The sequence below is a fragment of the Brevibacillus sp. MER 51 genome (assembly GCF_023714195.1).
In the GTDB taxonomy this organism is placed as follows: Bacteria; Bacillota; Bacilli; order Brevibacillales; family Brevibacillaceae; genus Brevibacillus.
In genome coordinates, this window is record NZ_JAMAUS010000002.1 from 72287 (window position 1) to 93381 (window position 21095).

Annotated in this window: 17 protein-coding genes and 1 other annotated feature (1 of these 18 cut by a window edge); of the genes, 4 read left to right on the forward strand and 13 right to left on the reverse strand. The window is 47.7% G+C overall.

The genetic code is table 11. From position 1 onward, the window contains the following. Nucleotides 1-11 precede the first annotated feature (11 nt). The 8 genes from M3630_RS04505 to gpr all read right to left on the reverse strand — a co-directional run bounded on the left by M3630_RS04505 (nucleotide 12) and on the right by gpr (nucleotide 8834). Nucleotides 12-917: an ABC transporter permease gene (locus tag M3630_RS04505; protein WP_173611494.1), complete on the reverse strand. Its 906-nt coding sequence runs from the start codon at nucleotides 915-917 to the stop codon at nucleotides 12-14. A 16-nt stretch (nucleotides 918-933) separates the two neighbouring features. Next, a complete protein-coding gene (locus M3630_RS04510; RefSeq protein WP_370646706.1) occupies nucleotides 934-1944 on the reverse strand; it encodes an ABC transporter permease in 1011 nt (336 codons plus the stop codon). 92 nt (nucleotides 1945-2036) lie between these two features. After that, nucleotides 2037-3692, reverse strand: a complete 1656-nt coding sequence (locus M3630_RS04515) for an ABC transporter substrate-binding protein (protein ID WP_251251363.1) — start codon at nucleotides 3690-3692, stop codon at nucleotides 2037-2039. Between the two features lie 136 nt (nucleotides 3693-3828). Further along, nucleotides 3829-4800: an ABC transporter ATP-binding protein gene (locus M3630_RS04520; protein ID WP_353057212.1), complete on the reverse strand. Its 972-nt coding sequence runs from the start codon at nucleotides 4798-4800 to the stop codon at nucleotides 3829-3831. An 18-nt stretch (nucleotides 4801-4818) separates the two neighbouring features. Beyond that, complete coding sequence (locus M3630_RS04525; RefSeq protein ID WP_251251365.1) at nucleotides 4819-5787, reverse strand: ABC transporter ATP-binding protein; 969 nt, start codon at nucleotides 5785-5787, stop codon at nucleotides 4819-4821. A 313-nt stretch (nucleotides 5788-6100) separates the two neighbouring features. Continuing rightward, nucleotides 6101-6409, reverse strand: a complete 309-nt coding sequence (locus M3630_RS04530) for a YqxA family protein (protein ID WP_007727739.1) — start codon at nucleotides 6407-6409, stop codon at nucleotides 6101-6103. 5 nt (nucleotides 6410-6414) lie between these two features. Next, entirely contained in the window at nucleotides 6415-7593 is a 1179-nt protein-coding gene (gene spoIIP / locus M3630_RS04535) for a stage II sporulation protein P (protein WP_251251366.1), read from the reverse strand. A gap of 140 nt (nucleotides 7594-7733) precedes the next feature. After that, nucleotides 7734-8834: a GPR endopeptidase gene (gene gpr / locus M3630_RS04540; protein WP_251251367.1), complete on the reverse strand. Its 1101-nt coding sequence runs from the start codon at nucleotides 8832-8834 to the stop codon at nucleotides 7734-7736. A 178-nt stretch (nucleotides 8835-9012) separates the two neighbouring features. Between gpr and rpsT the strand changes: the two genes are divergently transcribed. Beyond that, the gene (gene rpsT / locus M3630_RS04545; protein ID WP_005833151.1) at nucleotides 9013-9288 is read left to right on the forward strand and encodes a 30S ribosomal protein S20; all 276 of its coding nucleotides are present in this window, start codon (nucleotides 9013-9015) and stop codon (nucleotides 9286-9288) included. Between the two features lie 61 nt (nucleotides 9289-9349). On the opposite strand, the gene holA is transcribed toward rpsT, so the two are convergent. The 4 genes from holA to M3630_RS04565 form a co-directional block, all read right to left on the reverse strand. After that, nucleotides 9350-10387, reverse strand: a complete 1038-nt coding sequence (holA, locus tag M3630_RS04550) for a DNA polymerase III subunit delta (RefSeq protein WP_173611499.1) — start codon at nucleotides 10385-10387, stop codon at nucleotides 9350-9352. Nucleotides 10388-10629: 242 nt separating this feature from the next. Beyond that, on the reverse strand, nucleotides 10630-11481 hold the full coding sequence (locus tag M3630_RS04555) for an anti-sigma factor family protein (RefSeq protein ID WP_251251368.1): 852 nt from the start codon (nucleotides 11479-11481) through the stop codon (nucleotides 10630-10632). Further along, entirely contained in the window at nucleotides 11481-12026 is a 546-nt protein-coding gene (locus M3630_RS04560) for an RNA polymerase sigma factor (protein WP_012685711.1), read from the reverse strand. Before M3630_RS04560 ends, M3630_RS04555 begins: the two co-directional genes overlap by 1 nt. 53 nt (nucleotides 12027-12079) lie before the next feature. After that, entirely contained in the window at nucleotides 12080-14455 is a 2376-nt protein-coding gene (locus tag M3630_RS04565; RefSeq protein WP_251251369.1) for a DNA internalization-related competence protein ComEC/Rec2, read from the reverse strand. Between the two features lie 230 nt (nucleotides 14456-14685). Here M3630_RS04565 and asnB point away from each other — a divergent pair, with 230 nt between their 5' ends. The 3 genes from asnB (at nucleotide 14686) to comER (ending at nucleotide 18342) form a co-directional block, all read left to right on the forward strand. Beyond that, on the forward strand, nucleotides 14686-16611 hold the full coding sequence (gene asnB / locus M3630_RS04570) for an asparagine synthase (glutamine-hydrolyzing) (RefSeq protein WP_237900585.1): 1926 nt from the start codon (nucleotides 14686-14688) through the stop codon (nucleotides 16609-16611). A gap of 120 nt (nucleotides 16612-16731) precedes the next feature. Further along, the gene (locus tag M3630_RS04575) at nucleotides 16732-17442 is read left to right on the forward strand and encodes a ComEA family DNA-binding protein (RefSeq protein WP_251251370.1); all 711 of its coding nucleotides are present in this window, start codon (nucleotides 16732-16734) and stop codon (nucleotides 17440-17442) included. A gap of 66 nt (nucleotides 17443-17508) precedes the next feature. Continuing rightward, nucleotides 17509-18342, forward strand: coding sequence for a late competence protein ComER (gene comER, locus M3630_RS04580; protein ID WP_251251371.1), 834 nt, complete (start codon nucleotides 17509-17511; stop codon nucleotides 18340-18342). Between the two features lie 92 nt (nucleotides 18343-18434). On the opposite strand, the gene leuS is transcribed toward comER, so the two are convergent. Beyond that, complete coding sequence (gene leuS / locus M3630_RS04585; protein ID WP_251251372.1) at nucleotides 18435-20852, reverse strand: leucine--tRNA ligase; 2418 nt, start codon at nucleotides 20850-20852, stop codon at nucleotides 18435-18437. Nucleotides 20853-21026: 174 nt separating this feature from the next. After that, nucleotides 21027-21095: a binding site (T-box leader), on the reverse strand (it continues 176 nt past the right edge of the window).

Genomic DNA, 21095 nt, shown 5'->3' on the forward strand with positions numbered 1-21095 from the left:
TTGCGATTGGACTAGCTTTTCATCCGCGGGTCAAGTGCATCGCGCAGGCCGTCCCCAATCAAGTTAAAGCCGAGAACGGTCAGCATGATAGAGAGCCCCGGAAAAATAACGGTCCATGGTGCTTTCTGAATGTACTGACGTGAATCAGCGAGCATTTTTCCCCATTCTGGTTCTGGTGCTTGTGCTCCCAGCCCAAGAAAGCCAAGTGCAGCTGCTTCGATAATCGCTGTTGCGATCCCCATTGTCCCTGTCACAATGATTGGTGCGAGACTGTTCGGCAAAATATGCTGCATGATAATCCGGGAATTTTTCATTCCGATTGCCCGTGCCGCCATGACGAATTCTTCTTCCTTCAAACTCAATACACGGGCACGTACTAGCCGTCCAAATGTCGGAATGTTAATAATCGCAATGGCAATCAAGGCGTTTTGCAAAGAAGGCCCCAAGATGGCAACGACAGCGATTGCCAAAAGAATACTTGGAAATGCAAGCATAATATCAAAGAGACGCGAAATGATCGTATCAATCCATCTGCCATAATATCCTGCCAAAAGACCGAGCAAGGTCCCTGCGAGAACGGAGCCAATGACAGAGAACGTCCCTACCCACAGGGAGATTTGTGCCCCATAAATAACGCGACTAAATACATCACGACCATTGTAATCTGTTCCAAACCAATGCTCTTCGGAAGGTGGCTTGTTTTTCATTACGAGCTGACCTTCGTCGTACGGATACGGAGCAATCCATGGAGCTAATACCGCCACAACAATGAAAAACAAAATAATCCCGAAGCCCACCAACGCCAGCTTGTTTTTTCGTAGTGTCCTCCATGCATCCTTCCAAGGAGAGACTACTTCTTCTTGCTTCACTTTTAAAGGTACTACCTGATCTTGTGGTTGTAATTGTGGTTGTGCCATGTCTCTTCGTCCCTCCTTAGCGATATTTGATGCGAGGATCGATATAGGCATACAGAAGGTCGACCAAGAGATTGATCAGGACGAAAATCGTCGCGATCACAAGGATACCGGATTGGATAACCGGATAGTCACGGTTTCCAATGGCGGTCACAATATAACGACCGACACCTGGCCATCCGAAGATCGTCTCTGTCAAAACAGCTCCACCCAACAGCAACCCTGTTTGCAAACCAATTACCGTCAAAACAGGGATCATTGCATTTTTCAGCGCATGCTTGTACACGACCCAAAACTGTGTCAGCCCTTTTGCACGAGCGGTTCTGACATAGTCGGCACGCATGACTTCCAGCATGCTCGAACGAGTGATACGTGCAATGATCGCCATCGGGATCGTACCTAATGCAATGCCTGGCAGGATCAAATGCTTGATAACTTCCCATAGCTGATCCCAGCGACCAGCCATCATCGTATCCAGTATATAAAAGTGCGTAATGGCCTCTACGGGATTACGCGAATCGTCGCGACCAACTGATGGCAGCCATTTCAGCTCTTGGGCAAACACCCACTGCTCCATCAAACCTAGCCAAAAAATTGGCATGGATACACCAACCAAGGCGATCAACATCGCACAGTAGTCAAACCAGGAGTTTTGCTTCCACGCAGAAAGAATCCCTGCATTTACACCGATAAACACCGCAATCAGCATACTCACAATCGTAAGTTCAGTCGTCGCCGCCAAATAAGGCATGATTTCATCTGAAATCGGCGCATTCGTTTGTAACGATTCCCCAAGATTTCCGCTCAAAATATCTTTCATATAATCGAAATACTGTATGTACCACGGATTATTCAATCCCAACGCTTCTCGTATGTCTGCAATCGCTTGTGGTGTTGCCTTTTCTCCCAAAATCGTCAAAGCCGGATCACCAGGGATGGCACGAATAATGGAAAAAACGATGATTGACATGCCCACTAAGACAGGAATGAGCATTAAAATTCTTCGAATGCTGTAAGCTAGCAATGCCATCTCCTCGCCTTCCTGCATAAAATAATCGCCAAATAATGAGAGAAGGGTAAGAAGAGGTATGCACTCCTCTTACCCTTTTACGATGAATCAGCTTACTTGAAATCTACCTTTTCCAAACTTTCAGACCCTTTTGGATGCGGGTTGTAATCTATGATATTCGCTTTTCCTGCCAATGCTGGTGTAGAGTGTGCCAGCGGAACCATTGGCACATCTTTGAAGATGATCTCTTGTACTTGTTTGTACATTTTTTCGCGCTCTGCTTGGTCTGGAGTGGACTGTGCTTTCATCATCAATTGATGTGCTTCTTCGTTTGCCCAGCGTGTATAGTTGTTGCTTCCGATGTTGTTTTTGTCGAGCAAGACGGCCAAGAAGTTGTCAGGGTCGCCATTGTCACCTGTCCAACCAAGCATGAACATTTCTTGCTCACCCAAACGAGTCTTTTCCAAATACGTAGCCCATTCCATCGTCACGATCTCGGCATCAACCCCGATTTTCTTCAGGTCTTGCTGGATTGCTTCTGCAATCTTCACACCCTCTGGCATGTACGGACGTGGAACTGGCATTGCCCAAAACTTGATTTTTAAGCCGTTTGGATGTCCTGCTTCGGCCAGCAATTGTTTTGCTTTATCGAGGTTGAACTCACGATCTTTAATATCGTTGTTATGTCCCCACATTGTTTTTGGCATTGGGTTGACTGCTGGTTCTCCAACCCCATCGAAAAAGGCAGTTACGATTTCAGGTTTGTTAATCGCATAAGCAATAGCTTCACGAACTTTTGGATTGTCGAGTGGCTTCTTCTCTACGTTAAAGCCGATGTATCCAATGTTATTAGTAGGACGAAGGAAGAGTTGCAAGTCTTTATTGTCTTTTACTGCCGGGATATCGTCTGTGTTTAGACCATCCATCAAGTCAATTTCACCAGATGCCAATGCAGTCAGACGTGCAGTGTTTTCTGGGATGACCTTGAACACCAATTTATCCAGCTTCGGATATCCTGGGTTCCAGTAATCAGGGTTTTTCTCGAGTGTGATGGTGTCGTTGCGCTTCCACTCTACGAATTTGAAAGGTCCTGTACCGATTGGATGCTCATTGAATTTCTTAACATCCTTTTTCAATGCCTCAGGCGAGCCAATCGCGAAAGGAGACATTGCCAGGTTGGCAAGGAATGGAGCCAGTGGACGATTCAACGTGAATTTTACAGTGGTCGGATCGACTGCTTCCACGGATTTGATGATATGAGTCGCGTCACCCTTGTAACCACCAAATTGGCTTACGTAGTACTCGAAGCCCTCTGGGGAATGCTGTGGATGGCTCTTGTCGCTCCAGCGTTCAAAGTTGTATTTGACCGCCTCTGCATTGAAATCAGTTCCATCGTGGAATTTCACGCCTGATCTCAGTTTCAGCGTATAAACGAGACCATCAGGAGTTACTTCCCATTTCTCAGCCAACGATGGAGCGAGCTCTGTTGAGCCATCCGCGAAGCCAATCAATGTATCCATAACGTTCTCGGTTACCTTAAATGTTTCACCATCTGTTTGCGTGATTGGGTCAAGCCCTTTTGTGTCTGCACCGCGACCGACGATTAATTGCTTCGGTCCAGTTTTTGCAGGCTCAGTTGCAGGTGCCGGAGTTTCTGTCTTTGGTTGTTCTGCCGGCGCTTGTGTCGTAGAAGTGCTAGAGCATCCAGCAATCAGCATGGCCAGCGCCACCAGGCTGGTCATGGTTGCGGAGAGAACCCTCTTCTTCATGAAAACATCCCCCTTTTTCTAATGAATGGTCGCATGTTTCTTTTTGGTAGATGGTAGATGGTCGATACAATACCTCCTGCTTTGCATCCCCCCTTTACAAGACTTCCTATTCGGCAGGCAAACTCCCTTTTGTCGATTAGGACTTGTATAAGTGACAAGCAACAAAGTGACCGTCGCCTGTATCCGCAAATTCTGGTCGGACAGTACGACACTCCTCTGTCACATGGGGACACCTCGTATGGAATGTACAGCCACTCGGAGGCTTTGCAGGGCTCGGCACATCTCCCTGGAGGATAACTCTTTCACGTACTGCATCAGGGTCTGGCGAAGGTACCGCCGACAGTAATGCTTTCGTGTACGGATGGAGCGGATTTGAGTACAATTGACTGCTCGTCGTCAGTTCGACAATTCTGCCGAGGTACATTACGCCTACCCGATCACTGATATGACGCACTACACTCAAATCGTGGGCAATGAACAAGTATGTAAGGCCGAATTCGCGTTGCAAATCCTGCATGAGATTGAGCACCTGCGACTGAATCGACACGTCCAGTGCAGACACAGGCTCATCCGCAACGATCAATTTGGGTTTGAGCATCAGTGCTCTCGCAATGCCGATCCGCTGCCTCTGTCCTCCACTGAATTGATGCGGATAGCGGCTCGCGTGATAGCTGCTCAGACCAACGATCTCCAGCATTTCCTGCACGCGCTTTTTTCGCTCTGCCGAAGAACCCAAACCATGTACAATCAGAGGCTCTTCCAAAATCTTCTCAATATTATGTCTAGGATTAAGTGAAGCAAACGGATCCTGAAAAACAATTTGCATGTCACGTCTCATCTTTCTCATTGCATCTGTGGAAAGTGACATGACATTTATCCCGTCAAAGTTGATTTCACCTGAGGTCGGTTCAATCAGTCGCAGCAAGGAACGCCCCGTCGTGGACTTTCCACAGCCGCTCTCCCCTACCAGCCCCAAAGTTTCGCCACTCTTAACGGTAAACGATACGTCATCTACCGCCTTTACTACACCTATTTCCCCTCCAAGAACACCGCCTGTGATTGGATAGTATTTTTTTAAATTTTTTACAATCAGAAGATCTTCAGCCACCTGCATGCTCCTCTCGGGTTATTCGGTCAGCCAGCAACGGGAAAGGTGATTGTCCCCTACCACTTTTAATTCTGGCATCTCACTGCGGCATCGGTCTGATACTTTATCGCATCTAGGTGCAAAACGGCATCCGACAGTAAGCGAACCCGGAATCGGGACGTTGCCTGGAATCGAATAGAGACGCTCCTGTGATCCTTCCAGCTTCGGCAACGAATTCAACAAGCCGATCGTATAAGGATGCTTCGGATTTTTTAAAATCGTACGAACATCTCCTTGTTCAATCACGTTCCCTGCGTACATCACCACGACGCGGTGACACATTTCCGCGACGACCCCAAGATCGTGGGTGATGAGGAGAATGGCTGTGTCAGCTTCCCGGTTGAGTTGGCGCATCAGGTCCAAAATCTGCGCTTGAATCGTCACGTCGAGCGCAGTAGTAGGCTCGTCTGCAATCAGAAGCACTGGATTGCAGGCCATTGCCATCGCAATCATGACACGCTGCCGCATGCCTCCGGAAAGCTGGTGCGGGTATTCATCGACAATCGCTTCCGCTCGAGGAATTCCGACTTTTTTCAACATCTCAATAGCACGTGCTCTTGCGTCCTTTTTGCTCGCCTTCGTATGTAATCGGACTGATTCTCCTATCTGGTCTCCAATCGTAAACACCGGATTTAAAGACGTCATCGGCTCCTGGAAGATCATCGCAATTTCATTTCCGCGGATGTCTCTCATTCGCTTTTCGTCGACAGATACGAGGTCCTCCCCCTTGAATTTAATCGAGCCTCCCACGATTCTCCCTGGGGGGTTGGGTACTAGCTTCATAACGGAAAGGGAGGTAACGCTCTTTCCGCAGCCGGATTCGCCTACGATACCGACTACTTCTCCTTTTTGTACCGTGATCGTCACGCCATCAACGGCAGGGATTTGGCCGCGGTCCGTGAAAAAGTGCGTTTGCAGGTTTTCGATTTGCAGGACAGGATGTGACACGTGGCTCACCTCTCTCACCGATATATACTTCCAAAATAGCCCTATCAATAGACATTATGACATTTATTCAATTTTTTCGCAACACAATAAATTCAAACTATTAGCTCTTTACTGACTAAAAAGAATATTTTGCTTGCACTTAAAAATGATCTAGGGGAATTTTATGATAGCCCTTTCATTGTTGATGTAGCCTCACTTGCACTGTTTTAGCAGATCGTATGATGCATTTGTGGTCGCATGCAAAAGACCCGCCTGTACGGGTCTTTTGTCACTGGGGCTTTCTGCACCCCTTCTTTTTGCGCATAAACCATTTTCACGGTTCAAAAAAACTCCCGACCCAATCGACAAAACTCTGCGCCCCACTTTTAATGCTTCCGCCCAAAGTCAAACCGATCCGACTGACGTAGTTGACCATTTCCTTCGGATTAGCAGTCTGAACCTGCTTTCCCATTACCGCAATCTCCACTTGACCTTGGTCCACTTTTTTGATGGAAAAGGTTTGCGCTTGCCCCTCAGGTACTCCACTCACCTTGGATATTCCGCGCTCAGCCGTTTGCAATCCCAAAACTACCCCGACCAGCAAGATGATTAACAGTCCAGTCAGCTTCATCGTCACGTTCATGCCCGTCACCTCTTTGCAGGCTCGTCAGAAACTGTTTTGCCTACTTTTTCAGCTTGCTGATAATAGGCTGCGAAAACGTCAGCCAGTGCCTCTGCCGTATTCTTGCTTTCCTGCACGCTGTTTTCCGTACCACCTATTTCTATTAACAGGCTTCCCGGGGAGAGGGACTGATTATACTCGCCATGATCCGTTTTTGCGCCTTTTTCCATTACGCCACGCGAAAGCTCTGGGTACATTTTTTCCATCAACTCATGTAGTTCAGTCGCAAACGCCTCATTTTTCTCGTAGCTTTTGTTCCTTTTTCCGATGACAAACAATACTCTTCCATACGTTTTTCCTTTGATTGTGACCGTCGTACGCTCTCGTGGCGCTGTGTCTCGATGCAAATCAAAGAAGTAGTACAGTTCCTTGTTTTTCTCCGTTGCGGCTTTGACCACTTGCAAAGATTCCGCGTAGGAGAAAGAGTAATGCATTTTTTTGTTCAACAGCTGCTGATAGATGTCGTCGGTGCTCACATCGGAACCAATTCCTCTGTCATTCAACGCTTCTGATAAATGCTTGCTGATTAACGATATATTTCTCGTAGGATGATCGACCGAGGTTCCCACTGACTTCGTCTCACTAAACCACGATTCCCGGTTGTGCGAGTTGTAGATGTACACGATTTTCTTGCCATCCGTGATTGAATTGGGAACAGGTGCTGGCTTTGCTTCGCCTGACTTTGTGGTATCCTCCGGCTTTGGCTCTACGATTGGAACTACTTGCGATTGATCTGCTACCTGTCCCGGATGGGCGGGATACTCCAGGTAAAAATCTGCGAGAGAAGCTCCCTTTCCCTGTACGACAAATCTGGCATCCTCTGTCGTCACCATCCCAGGCAATTCCCTGCCTAACAGGCTACGCAAGTCTCCCGGCTGTATATTGGTTGCCAAGCGAAAGAGAAAACCGGTTACGCTATTCGTGCGATCATCAGTCTGTGCTTGCACGGTTTCGGACAAAACCGGAATCTCCTGCCCCATCCATCCCAAAATCGCCAGACTGGAAATATGAGAAGCGGCCTGTTGAATGGCTGAGGACGAAATTGCGATTCGGTTACCGCCGAGCGAAAGCACTCCTGTCATGACAAACAGGAAGGCGGTTATAAATGAAAGAACAACGAATTGGCGTTGAATGAGGGTCGCCATCTGTCTCACTCCTCTAGCTGTAGCATGGTTGCACGTCGGGAGAACTTTCCCTCGCGCTTGTCTATGCTTTAGCTTATGAGGCTCATAGAGACGATAGAACCCTTTTCTAGCTTTTCTCTCTCACTCTAGCTTTTCACGGCTTAGTGGGTATACGAGCCGCTATTTTCTGCATTTACGGCACTGTGCAAGGCGCGATTCAGACCTGTTGCGATCACATTCGCCACGCCTTCAATAAAATCATCAATTTCTTTTGGGGTGACGACCAGATCCTGTCCCAGCGGTCGGAGGACCTCATGAATCAGTTGCCGTTTCTCTTCTTCCGGCAGTGAACCTACCAATCCCATGAATGTCTTTCGGGATTCCAAGTCAGGCAAATCCTCTTCCGTATACGGTTCCTTCCGCTCGGGCAGCGTACTCAATGCCAGTTTGTTAAACGCCCGCTTGCTCTCCACCATCGATTGTCCAAAATGCCCCAGCAAATATGTAATCGCATCATTTACAATCGTGGAGGCAAAAACGACCGTAGGGACTCCTATCGCAATCACAGGCACACCAAGTGTCTTCTGATCAATCGCTTTGCGCTTGTTTCCGACCCCTGATCCGGGATGAATCCCTGTATCCGATATTTGAATTGTCGTGTTGACCCGGTGCAAGGCGCGGGACGCAAGAGCATCGATACAGATGACAAAATCGGGTTTGCTTTTTTCCACGACACCAAAAATAATCTCACTCGTTTCTATACCTGTTATCCCAAGGACACCCGGTGATAGCGCACTGACTTCCCGATACCCTTCTCCAACGGTTTCAGGCGCCAGCGTGTATAGATGGCGTGTAATCAACAAATTTTCTACAACCATTGGTCCAAGCGCATCGGGAGTCACATTCCAGTTACCTAAACCAACGACGAGAGCCTTTTTGTCTGGGGTGATTCCCAGTTGCTTGAGGAACATTGCAAATTCGACGGAGAATCGCTTGGCCACCTGCTCCTCGATCGATGTATCGTTATCCCGCAGCTTGGGCACTTCAATCGTAAGGTAATGCCCCGGGAGCTTGCCGATTTCCTTCCCCGCTTCCTCTGTTTCCACATGCAATCTCGTTACTTTCAAATTCGGCTCGCTGTCGTCAGCTTGCAGCCAAATCCCCTCAATATCACTCTGGTTTTTCTGCTGGGCAAGCTCGTGGGCCTCCAAAGCCAGATCCGTTCGAATGGAATAACCAGACATGTCAATGTTATGTGCCATGTTCTTCAGCTCCTTTGATCCGAAGTGAAAAAAGTACTGACCATTTTGTTCCTGCTACTAGCTTGCTTGAATCCTTCATTTTTATTCCGAATCCTTTCTTGCAAATGGGTTCGCCCCATGCTAGAATTACTTTGTTGTATGACTGTATGTCTATGGTCGTATTAAGGAGGTGACACACATGCCAAACATTAAATCCGCGATTAAACGCACCAAAACAATCGAAAAGCGTCGCGCACACCGTGCTTCTCAAAAGTCTGATCTGCGTACTTCCATCAAGAGCTTTGAGAAAGCTGTCGCTGCTTCCGATGTAGCATTAGCGAAATCTACTCTTCTGGTGGCTGTGAAAAAGCTGGACAAGGCCGCTTCGAAAGGTCTCATTCATAAAAACGCAGCAAACCGTCAAAAGTCTCGTTTGATGAAAAAGCTTAACGTTCTGAGCGCTCCTGTAGCGTAAGAGACCAAGCGCAAAAAACCCCGCGAACATCTAGTTCTAGGGGTTTTTTACTGTAAAAATATCACGACCGTTTTGTTCGTTCGTCGTGTGCACGTGCAACGAATAATTCGAGGGCGAGACGCTTGTCCACTTGCCCTGACTTCATCCGAAAATCTTCTTCTGCCAGAATGCCCAACAGTTTTTTCAACGACTCCTCGGAAAAATGACGCGCTTGCTCCATTGCTTTTTTCACCGCGTAAGGATGCATTTTAATCATGCCTGCCATTTGTTGCTGCGAATAACCTCGTGGAGCCAATTGCTTGACATGCAACAGCATGCGGAACTGTCTCGCCAAGAGTGCCAGCAGCTTGATCGGCTCCTCTCCTGTTTTCATGCAGTCGTACATCATCCGGAGTGCCTTGTCCAATCTCCCCGAAGCGACCTGTTCAATCAGGGCGAATACATCCTGCTCCAGCGTACGTGCCCCGAGCAGCTCGATGACGTCGTCCGTGATGCTTTCACCCACCCCGACAAACAGAGCCATCTTTTCGATTTCCTTGTCCAGAAGACGCAGCTCGGCTCCCACTCGCTCCACAAGCTTCATGGCTTGCTGACGATCGATTTTCGCCTGGTATTTACCTGCTTGCCTCTCCACCCAGCCGTACAAATCTCCGTCTTTTAGCAACGGAAATGGGATCACTTTCGCCTTTTGTTGCAGTGTTTTGACCAGCTTTTTTCTTTCATCGAGCTTGTCAGCTTCTGTATGTAGAATAAGTGTGGTATACGGAGGTGGATTTTGCAAATAATCGAGCAGAGCATCAGGATCGCTTTCTACCTTGGTCGAAGGCTTACTTCCTGTTAAAAAGTAGGCTTGTCTGGCAATCACCAATCGATGCTCACCCATAAACGGCAAGGTCTCCGCATCCTGCAAAATTTCACTCAATCCTGTTTCCGTACAATCGTACACACTCAAATTCAAATCCGTAAATTCTGGATCAATCATTTCTTTGCGAGCCAACGCCAATAAATCTTCGGCCATAAAAGACTCTGGACCGTATAAGACGTAGATCGGCGAGAATTGTTTTTGCCGTATTTCGCGAATAGCCGATAGGAGTGGCATACGTTTTCTCCCCTTTCCTTCCTTCTTACCTGCGTTATTATAGCACATGTTGATCAGGGCAAAGCGAAAAAAAACCGCCACCAGTGAATCAGTAGCGGTTTTTTCATCCGTTGGCACCTCTATGTAAACGTTTAGGGAAAAGCCCCGGGATTCCTCCTCCCCAAACGGTAAGCAGGGGGTGCTTGATAATGTACTATACGCAAAATCCCCGCAAGCGGTGCCGGTCCATACGCGGAAAAAAGTTAGTCATTATCTTTATTTTTTTTCTTCTCTTTATTTTTTCCCTTGTCTTTCTCCTCTTGCTTGTCCCCGCCGTCGTCCTTATCGTCATTAGCAGGTTCTTTGTCTTCTCTGTCCGGATTCTCGTCCAGTCCGATCGGCCATCCCGTTGGTTGATCCTCTGTAACTACTGGAGTTGGAGGTACAGCTTTCTTTGGTGGTGGTGTCGGATTCGTTTTCTTCGGTGGCTGTGTTTGCTTTTGAACGTTCTTTGCCGGTGGCTTTTTACTCTTTGTCTGAGTAGCCGCTCCAGTAGACTTTTTAGCCTTGCCCTCTTCCTCTTTTGGATTTGAAGGTATTGGATTATTGCTTTGAGGAGTAGGATCGACTGGAACTTTGGGTTGTTCCACGACCGCTGGCGTCATGTCCGTTCCGTTCTGGAACGAATCGACTTCTTGCTTCTTACCATCACCGCCCGAAAACAGCACGCCAACCAATAAGCTAGCAGCGACGGCCGTACTACCAAGACTGGCCATCCATACTTTCATCCGCTTCCACTTTTTTGATTCCGGCAGCGAAGACGACTCGCGCTTAACTTCCAGAGTGGGCAGGATTTCCTCGTTCACCGTAGATTTCACCGCAGCAGGCTTTGCAGCGGCTAACTCCAGCTTGGGCAGGATAGAATCTACGATGCTGATCGGAGGTACGACAGGGGGCAGATGTTCTAATTGTTGTGACACATCTTTTAAACGGTTGTACATAAGCTGCAGATCAGCATCTTTCTGGATCAAACGTAGGAGCAGTTCTTGCTCGGACTCCGACAGATCTCCATCCAGATCCCGCTGCATGAGTTCAAAAATCTCTTCGTTGGTCATCAACCGATCCCCCCTTTCTGGTAGTCGTACAACAGCTCCTGTAACTGTTGCCTAGCCCGAAATAAGTACGACTTTACCGTGTTAAGCGGCAAATCTAGCGCCTCCGCTATTTCTTGATAGGACAAATCCTCCAGATAGCGGAGTACTACAACCATCCGATATTGCTTTGGCAATCTTCCGATGGCTTCCTGAATGTCATTCGACAGCCCGGTGAGAAGGATTTCTTCTTCTACGTTGTTACGATCAGGAATGATCAACTCGTGCTCGTCAATTGAGACCGTTTCCTTCTTCGCGCGAAATTTATCCATACAGACGTTGCTGACAATGCGTTGTACCCAGGTAGAGAACTTTGCTTTTTCCTGATAGGTGTCCAACTTTCGATAAATTCGAATGAGGACTTCCTGGGAGGCATCAAGCGCGTCTTGTTCGTTCCCTAGAATATAATAAGCGCTTCGGTAAACGGAGGTCTCAATAGATCGAAGCAGTTCGACTAGCGCGTCATGATCCCCGGATTGCGCCATCCTGATCAACTCTGCCTCATGCATATTCGCTTCTCCCCCCTACAGACGGTTCGCTCATTGAAAAAGTTGCAAACAGATTATGTATCCATTATTTGGGTCTGCCAATACAATCCCGCAGGTGTAATAACCAGCGTAATCGCTCCATGAGCATCCGTTCTGTACACAGCAGAACCCGATTTTTTTAAGCGATGCAGCACTTCGGACGAAGGATGCCCGTATCGATTTTTCACCCCGGCAGAGATGACAGCAGCTTTTGGTGCTATGACTGCAAGGAGCTCTTCGGTACTCGATGTATTGCTTCCATGATGGGCTACTTTCAAAACATCCACAGAAGTCAAACCGTTTTGAACAAGCTGACTTTCTCCATCCTTTTCAATATCACCCGTAAACAATACAGTCTTGTTGAAAGCAGTCAGCTGGAGTACTACGGATGCATTATTTCCTGAGAAGGTCGATTCGCCTGGGTGCAGCCACTTCCACTCGATTCCCGGTCCATCTGACCATGATTGACCCGGAAGCCCGGTTAGTATCGGAACTCCTTCCTGTTGGAAAAGCCGGACAATCTCGCCCTCCAATTTCGAAGGTACTGTTCCATTCACCAATACCTCTCCAAAAGAAAAATGAGGAACAAGCGATTTGAATCCCCCGATGTGATCCAGATCGCCATGCGTCATGATGACACGATCGATTTTCTCGATTCCTTTGGCCATCAAAAACGGCAGAACGACGTCTTTCCCCACCTCAAATGGGTCACGCTTTTCCATCCATGGTTCAGCAGCTGGGAACCGCATTGTCCCACCCGCATCCATTAAGTATACCTTCTGATCACCAATTTCGACAACGATGGAATCCCCTTGTCCGACATCAAGGAAGGTAATTCGCACTTCTTCGACTCCTGAAAACGGCTGTCTGGCCGCTACTATGAACGAGAGAAATATAACGAAAGTAAGCATTATATCACGCTTTCGATGATAGCCCAACCTCCATGCAATGGGCAGAACACCCAAAAAGCAGGTATACAAAGCAAGCCACCACCACGAAGGATGCGGCCAATAAGTGAAGGGGAGCCTTATTTTTTCAATAGCAAACAACGGGAGATGAATCCATTTCAACATTGCCGTCGATATCCAAACAGGGAGCACCGCCAAAAACGGGTGGACGAAATCGAGGACAATCGCGATATACCCGAATGGTAGCGCTATGGCCGAAAGAATCGGTGTCACCACCAAATTGACTAGCCATGACACAGGTGAAAACAGATGAAAATGGTAGATGAGAAATGGAAAAGAAACGAGCTGGGCTGACAAAGTAACCGCCACAAGTGTACGAATCCAGACGGGTACCCGGACAAACACATGCAAGCTATATGGAACAAAAATAATCAGACCAAGTGTCACCGCAAAAGAAAGCTGAAAACCGACATGCCACAGCTGATACGGATTTACCACCAGCATCAGAATAAGTGCCCCAGCCCAAACGTCCTTGCCATCCAGCCTCTTTCCAATTACTTGACAGAGAAGACCTACACTTCCCATCAATCCAGATCGAATCGCGGACGCGCTTGCTCCCACCAGGAGAACATACCCGATCAAGAACAAAATCGTTACGACAAATGCCAGTCTGCGTCTGATTCCAATCCGCTCCAAACACCACATAAACATGGAACTGACCAATGTCACATGCAAACCGGAAATCGCCAGGATATGACTTAAGCCCAACTTCGAATACATCGCCGCAAGCTCAGGGTTCACCTCTTGTCCTAGACCAAGCAGGAGCGACTTCATGTAACCAGCCGTTTCTGTATCTGTAAATAATGATTCAATTCGCTTGGCACCCGAGTCCTGCCATTCTTGGAAGCTCGCCCACACGGAAAAAGCAGGTGTCATCGCTACCGCTTGAAAGCTTGTTTCCCCTGTGACATGGATACCTTGCCAATACAAGTAGCTAGCGTAGTCGAACGCATAAGGATTGCGCGCGGGAGCCGGTAAGGATAGTCGAATCGGTGCCACGACAACACTGCCACGTCTCCACTGCTCTATTTGTACAGCTTCCTGGAAAGAAGCAAGTTTAACACGAAGCGCGATTTTTTCGAAAGACCGATGCTCGTTTTGATCACGCTCGTTTTCACCCCAGGATGTTATCGTGACAAAAAAACGTGCTACATCCCCGTCCCGTCTCACAGGAGAATCGATGACTCCTTCTATCCAGATGCTCTGCTCCCTTTCTGCCAATGGTTTCACTTCAGAGCTGTGGAGATTCTCGTACCCATAAAAAAAGAGACCTGCTAGAATAGAAATCAGTGAGTAGTATGCGACGTATTTGCGGTACGGTAACGGGATACATGCAACGAGTGCCCATGATACGCCCGCAGCCAACAGCAGCCAAGCAGGATGCAAATAGGCGGACAGAATAAGACCAATCATCATCGCTAGGCTTGCTATCCATACTGACACTGCAATCCCCCGTCCTGTTCTTTCATGAACCGTTTTGTCGAACGATTCATGGTCTCTTCAGGGAGTATATCTAACCGAATGGGGACAAAAATAGAAAAGAAGAAAGGCTAATTCCCTTGTAGAATCAGCGTTTTCGAGGTCAATCACTGGCACTCATAAGAGATTGCGCTGATGGTCGATACATGATAGAGTTAGCAGGAGCAATCCAGTGAGAGGAAGAGTCATTTCTTATGTGCGGAATCGTATCACTCTATAACAAGCGGCAAAAGCCTGTTCAACAAGAAGCGATTAGTGCAATGACGGGTGTCATCCTGCACCGTGGTCCAGATGACGATGGTTTTCACCTTGAAGACAACATCGCCCTGGGCTTTCGTCGTTTAAGCATCATTGACGTGGAAGGCGGACATCAACCGCTGTTTAACGAAACACGTGACATCTGGATTATTGGTAACGGCGAAATCTACAATTACAAAGAGTTACAGCAATGGTTAAAGGACATCGGTCACGTTTTCCATACCGATTCTGATATTGAAACCATCCTCCACCTTTATGAAGAGGTAGGAACAGATGCACCTAAGCATTTACGCGGGATGTTTGGCTTTACAATCTACGACTCCCGTAAAAAACGTCTGTTTGGGGCACGCGACCATTTTGGAATCAAGCCTCTCTACTATGTCGAGACGAATGATTCGATCGGGGTTGCCAGCGAGATTAAGAGTTTGCTGGAGCTCCCAGGATTCAAGCGTGAAGTGAATCCAACCGCTTTTTATCACTATTTGACGTTCCAATATGTACCTGATCCTGAAACGATGTTTGCTGGCATTTACCGTATACCGCCTGCACACTCGTTCGTAATTGAAAACGACCAGATCAAGCTGGAAAGGTACTGGGATGTAGAATTCAAGCCTGATGAAAGCAAGCCGTTCTCTTATTTTGTTGAGGGTACGCGCAGTGTCATGCTCGAATCTGTCGACAAACACCGGATTAGCGAAGTTTCTCGTGGTGCTTTCTTGTCTAGTGGTGTTGACTCTAGCAGTATCGTTGGGATGCTGCGTACATTCGAGCCAGTCAAATCTTTTTCTGTCGGCTCAGATATTCCTGGTTATAGCGAGCTCGATTATGCGAAGCGAACCGCAGCATATTTGGGATCGGAGCATTTCGAGCGCGTGATAAACGCCAAGCAGTACATGGATGAATTGCCACGACTGATCTGGCATCAAGACGAACCGGTAGCGGACCCATCTGCCATCCTGCTCTATTTCGTAGCACAGATGGCAAGTGAACACGTAACCGTCGTATTGTCCGGTGAAGGTGCAGATGAATTTTTTGGCGGATACAATATTTACAGAGAGCCTCATTCTCTCAAAATGTTTTCCGGGATGCCGGGCTGGATGCGTCAATCCATCGGATACATGGCAGAACGCCTCCCCGATCAGGTAAAAGGGAAAAACTTCCTCATCCGTGGATCGAAAACGGTTGAACAACGCTTCTTCGGAAACGCACTGATTTTCAGCGAAGAGATGAAAAAGCGTGTCGTCATGGAAGATATTACCCGTTCGGAATCGTATGTATCTCCTTTCACCATTACTGAAGAGATTTACAAACGCGCTTCTGAATACGACGATGTGACCAAGATGCAATACTTGGACATTCATACATGGCTCAGAGGCAACATTTTGATGAAGGCCGACAAGATGACCATGGCCAATTCTTTGGAGTTGCGAGTGCCTTTCATTGATCTGAAGGTGTTTGAATTCGCCGCTACCATTCCAACAAAGTACAAAATTGCCAACGGCACGACCAAGCACGTGCTTCGTGAAGCGATGAAAGACTTCTTGCCACCTGAGATCCAAACGAGAAAGAAACTGGGCTTCCCTGTTCCGACTCGTCATTGGCTCAAAAACGAATTTTACAAATGGGCAAAAGAGATCATTTTCGAATCCAAGGTGGATAATTTGATCAATAAGGCCTATGTGCTGTACATGCTCGATGAACACCGCGAAGGCAATGCGGATTACAGCCGCAAAATCTGGACGATCCTGGTCTTCATGCTGTGGCATCAAATCTTCATTGAGCAAAAGCACAATTTTGAGCCTTATGTCAGCCCGAATGTAGACCTTCGCCGCAAGAAAAATTCGCTGCAGCATATCGGCTAAACAGCGCAAACACAATAAATAAATTTGCAGACCCTCTCTTACTTTTTGTAGCATCGTTAATAGAGAACAAGTTCTCTCTATGCACGTATTGCTATGTGAAGGACGGGAGGGTTTTTTGTTATGGTGCTGGAGTGGTGGGAGCGTTATCGTCGTTTCATCTTGTTGACTTCGGCTTTTCTGTTTGTCGGTTGTAGCTTTTGGTTATATCAACGCGACCAATCGCATAAGACTGGCGAACTACCGTTGCATTCTCCTGCTTATGCGGCATCGGATGTTGAAACAAAAGAAGGGACTGATGATTCAGCAATTGCTCAACCTGCCAAGCCTGTAAAAACGACACGGGAAACAGATAAAGAGAAGGATAAGAAACAACTCTCCCCTCCTCTCTTTGTCGATGTGAAAGGGCGAGTAAAAAATCCCGGTTTGTACCAATTTGAACCAGGTACACGTGTCGCAAATGCCATCGAAAAAGCAGGAGGAGCACTACCTGATGCTGACCTTGTCCAGATCAATTTGGCAGCGCCGCTCACAGATGGAGCAGCTCTTGTCATCCCCGCTAAAGGGGCAAGTGAGCCAGTCTCTACATCCATTGGCCTTGTACAATCTGCTGCCAGCGTATCCACCACTGGTGCCTCCTCAGCCATTAATCTCAACACGGCAACTGCAGAAGAGCTCATGAGCCTTCCCGGCATTGGAGAAGCGCGTGCCAAGGCAATCGTGGATTACCGGTCAAAACAAGGTCCATTTCGTTCAGCGGATGACCTGAAACAGATTGAAGGAATTGGCGACAAGATGTTTACACGGATAAAGGATCGGCTGGTGGTACAATGAGATCCGGTCATGATCATAGACACTCCTACATAGAATGGGAAAAGAATATTGGAGGGAGGTATGCCCATGAATAGAATTGGGTTCATTGGTACGGGCAGCATGGGCAGTATCTTGATTGAATCATTGCTGTCGGCCAAGGCGCTTAGTCCTGGTCATGTCATTATCAGCAACAGAACCCCTGCGAAGGCGCAGCAACTGGCAGAAAAACATCCCGGGCTCATTGTCGCGCACAGTAATGCCGATTTGGTCAAAGAAGCTGCTACAATCGTTCTGTGCGTCAAGCCACTGGAATATAGCGTGATGCTCGAACAAATTGCTCCCGCACTAACGCCGGAACACCTGTTGATTACGATCACCAGTCCGATCAAGCTGGCCGATTTGGAGTCTCAAGTTCCTTGTGCCGTTGCCAGAGTTGTTCCTTCAATAACAAATGCTGTAATGAGCGGAGTCAGCTTATGTGAATTTGGATCACGTATCCAAGAGGAACAACGTCATTTTATACGAAGTCTGTTTGCCCACATTAGCTCCCCTGTAGAGATTTCGGAGCCATTTTTACGAATTACTTCTGACATTGTCAGTTGTGGTCCTGCGTTTATCAGCTATATTTTGCAGCAAATGATTCAAGAAGCTGTTGAAGAAACTGGCATTTCCGCAGAAGCTGCTACTTACATGACCACGCAAATGTTAATTGGAATGGCAGATCTTTTACGCGAAGAAGCATTCACCCTCCCTACTTTGCAAAAGAGGGTCTGCGTGCCCGGTGGAATTACGGGGGAAGGTCTGATTCCTTTGCAAGACGGGATTCCCGGGCTTTTCGCCCAAGTGTTTCGCCGCACACAAGCGAAGTTTGCCGAGGATCAGGAACTGGTTGCACGAAATTTAAACAATCAGCCGCATTAGCGCAAAACGAAGAAGCGAAATTTACAAAAAAAGGAGTGGATACCTGTCACTCGCAGGCCCCACTCCTCTTCTTTTTTCTTGCCGTCCTTTTCTTAACGAACGACGATATTCACCAGTTTGCCTGGAACAGCGATGACTTTGACGATCGTTTTTCCTTCAATCAGCTCTTTAATCATCTCGTTGTTTTTCGCCATCTCTTCCATCTGTTCTTTGGTCGAATCAGAAGCGATGAGCAGCTTCTCTTTGTTTTTGCCGTTAATTTGCAGGACGATTTCTACCTCGTCTTCAACCAGCTTCGCTTCGTCATACGTAGGCCATGCTGCGTAAGCCAGACTCTCGCTGTGACCGAGTTTTTCCCATAGCTCTTCACCCAAGTGCGGAGCGATAGGAGATAGCATTTTCACAAAGTCCTCCATGAATTTCTTCGGCAGAACTTCCGCTTTGTATGCTTCGTTGACGAATACCATCAACTGAGAAATACCTGTATTGAATCGCAGGCCCTCGTAGTCTTCTGTTACTTTTTTCACAGTTTGGTGGTACACGCGCTCCATGCCAGCCACGTTGGAGGTTTCCACGATTTTTTCGTTCAGTTCACCGTTGTCGCCCACAAACAGACGATATACGCGATCCAAGAAGCGGCGTGCGCCATCCAAGCCTTTTGTCGACCAAGCGATCGAAGCATCCAGTGGTCCCATGAACATTTCGTACATGCGCAGTGTGTCGGCACCATGGCTGTTGATGATATCGTCAGGATTTACGACGTTGCCTTTGGACTTACTCATTTTCTCGTTGTTTTCACCCAAGATCATCCCTTGGTTAAACAGCTTTTGGAATGGTTCCTTGGTTGGTACGACACCGATATCGTACAGGAACTTGTGCCAGAAGCGAGAGTAGAGCAAGTGCAATACCGCGTGCTCTGCACCACCAATGTAAATGTCGATTGGCAGCCATTCTTTCAGTTTGTCTGGATCAGCCAATGCCTTGTCGTTGTGTGGATCGATGAAGCGCAGGAAGTACCAGCAGCTACCCGCCCATTGCGGCATCGTGTTTGTCTCACGACGTGCTTTCATGCCTGTTTCCGGATCGATAGTGTTAACCCACTCCGAGATGTTTGCCAATGGCGATTCACCTGTACCGGATGGTTTGATTTCTTTTGTTTTTGGCAACATGATTGGCAGTTCGGATTCCGGAACGACTTTCATCGTGCCGTCTTCCAGATGGAGAATCGGAATTGGCTCACCCCAGTAGCGTTGACGGCTGAACAGCCAGTCGCGCAGTCGGTACGTTACCTTGCGATTTCCTTTGCCTTCCGCTTCCAGCCACTCGATCATTTTGCTGATAGCCTGTTCTTTGTTCAAACCATCGAGCATGCCGGAGTTGATGTGCTCTCCGTCGCCAGTATATGCTTCCTTGGAGATATCTCCACCAGCGATTACTTGCTTGATTGGCAGATCAAATGTTTTCGCGAACTCATAATCGCGTTCATCGTGCGCTGGAACGGCCATGATGGAGCCTGTTCCGTAGCTGATCAGCACGTAATCTGCAATCCAGATTGGCAGACGCTCGCCGTTAACCGGGTTGATCGCATACGCTCCGGTAAATACTCCTGTCTTTTCTTTCGCCAGATCAGTACGCTCCAGATCGCTCTTGCGTTTCGCTTGATCCAGGTACGCGTCCACTGCTTCTTTTTGAGCTGGTACGGTAATTTGCTCAACCAGCTTGTGCTCAGGAGCCAGTACCGCATAAGTTGCTCCGTAGAGAGTGTCTGGACGAGTCGTAAAGACGGTAAAGGTTTCGTCATGACCTTCGATACCAAAGGTTACTTCTGCCCCTTCAGAACGACCGATCCAGTTGCGTTGCATTTCCTTGATGCTCTCTGGCCAATCCAGTTCATCCAGGTCAGCGAGCAGTCTTTCCGCATATGCAGTAATTTTCAGGACCCATTGCTTCATTGGGCGGCGTTCTACTGGGTGTCCGCCACGCTCACTTTTTCCGTCAATGACTTCTTCGTTTGCCAAAACCGTTCCCAAAGCAGGGCACCAGTTTACAGCTACTTCGTCAATATAAGCCAAGCCGTGCTCATACAGCTTCGTAAAAATCCACTGTGTCCACTTGTAGTAGTTCGGATCGGTCGTATTGATTTCGCGATCCCAGTCGTAGGAAAATCCGAGCGACTTAATTTGGCGGCGGAAGGTGTTAATATTGTGCTCGGTGAATTCCGCCGGATCGTTTCCTGTATCGAGCGCGTATTGCTCCGCTGGCAAACCAAACGCATCCCAGCCCATTGGATGGAGAACGTTATATCCTTGCATCCGCTTCATGCGGGACAAAATATCAGTAGCCGTATAGCCCTCTGGATGTCCTACGTGCAGGCCAGCTCCAGATGGATACGGGAACATGTCGAGTGCGTAAAACTTTTTCTTGCCTTCATCCTCGGAGGTTTTGAAGGTCTTGTTCTGCTCCCAATATTGCTGCCACTTCTTTTCGACATTTTGATGACTGAATACCATGGTAAAGCACTCCCATCTTAAAATAGGTGAAAATAAGAAAACCTCTATCGAGGATTGCTCAAGGTTGAGCGATCGCGTATGAGCGGAATGTTTTCCGTAATATCGGGAAGAAACCCAAAGAATAATATACTTTCCGATATTATAAAAAAACCTCACATCCCAGATCGCTCTTGCGAAAGGGACGAGAGGTTGTTTACATTCCCGCGGTACCACCCAGATTGGCAAATGACAAGCATTCACCCA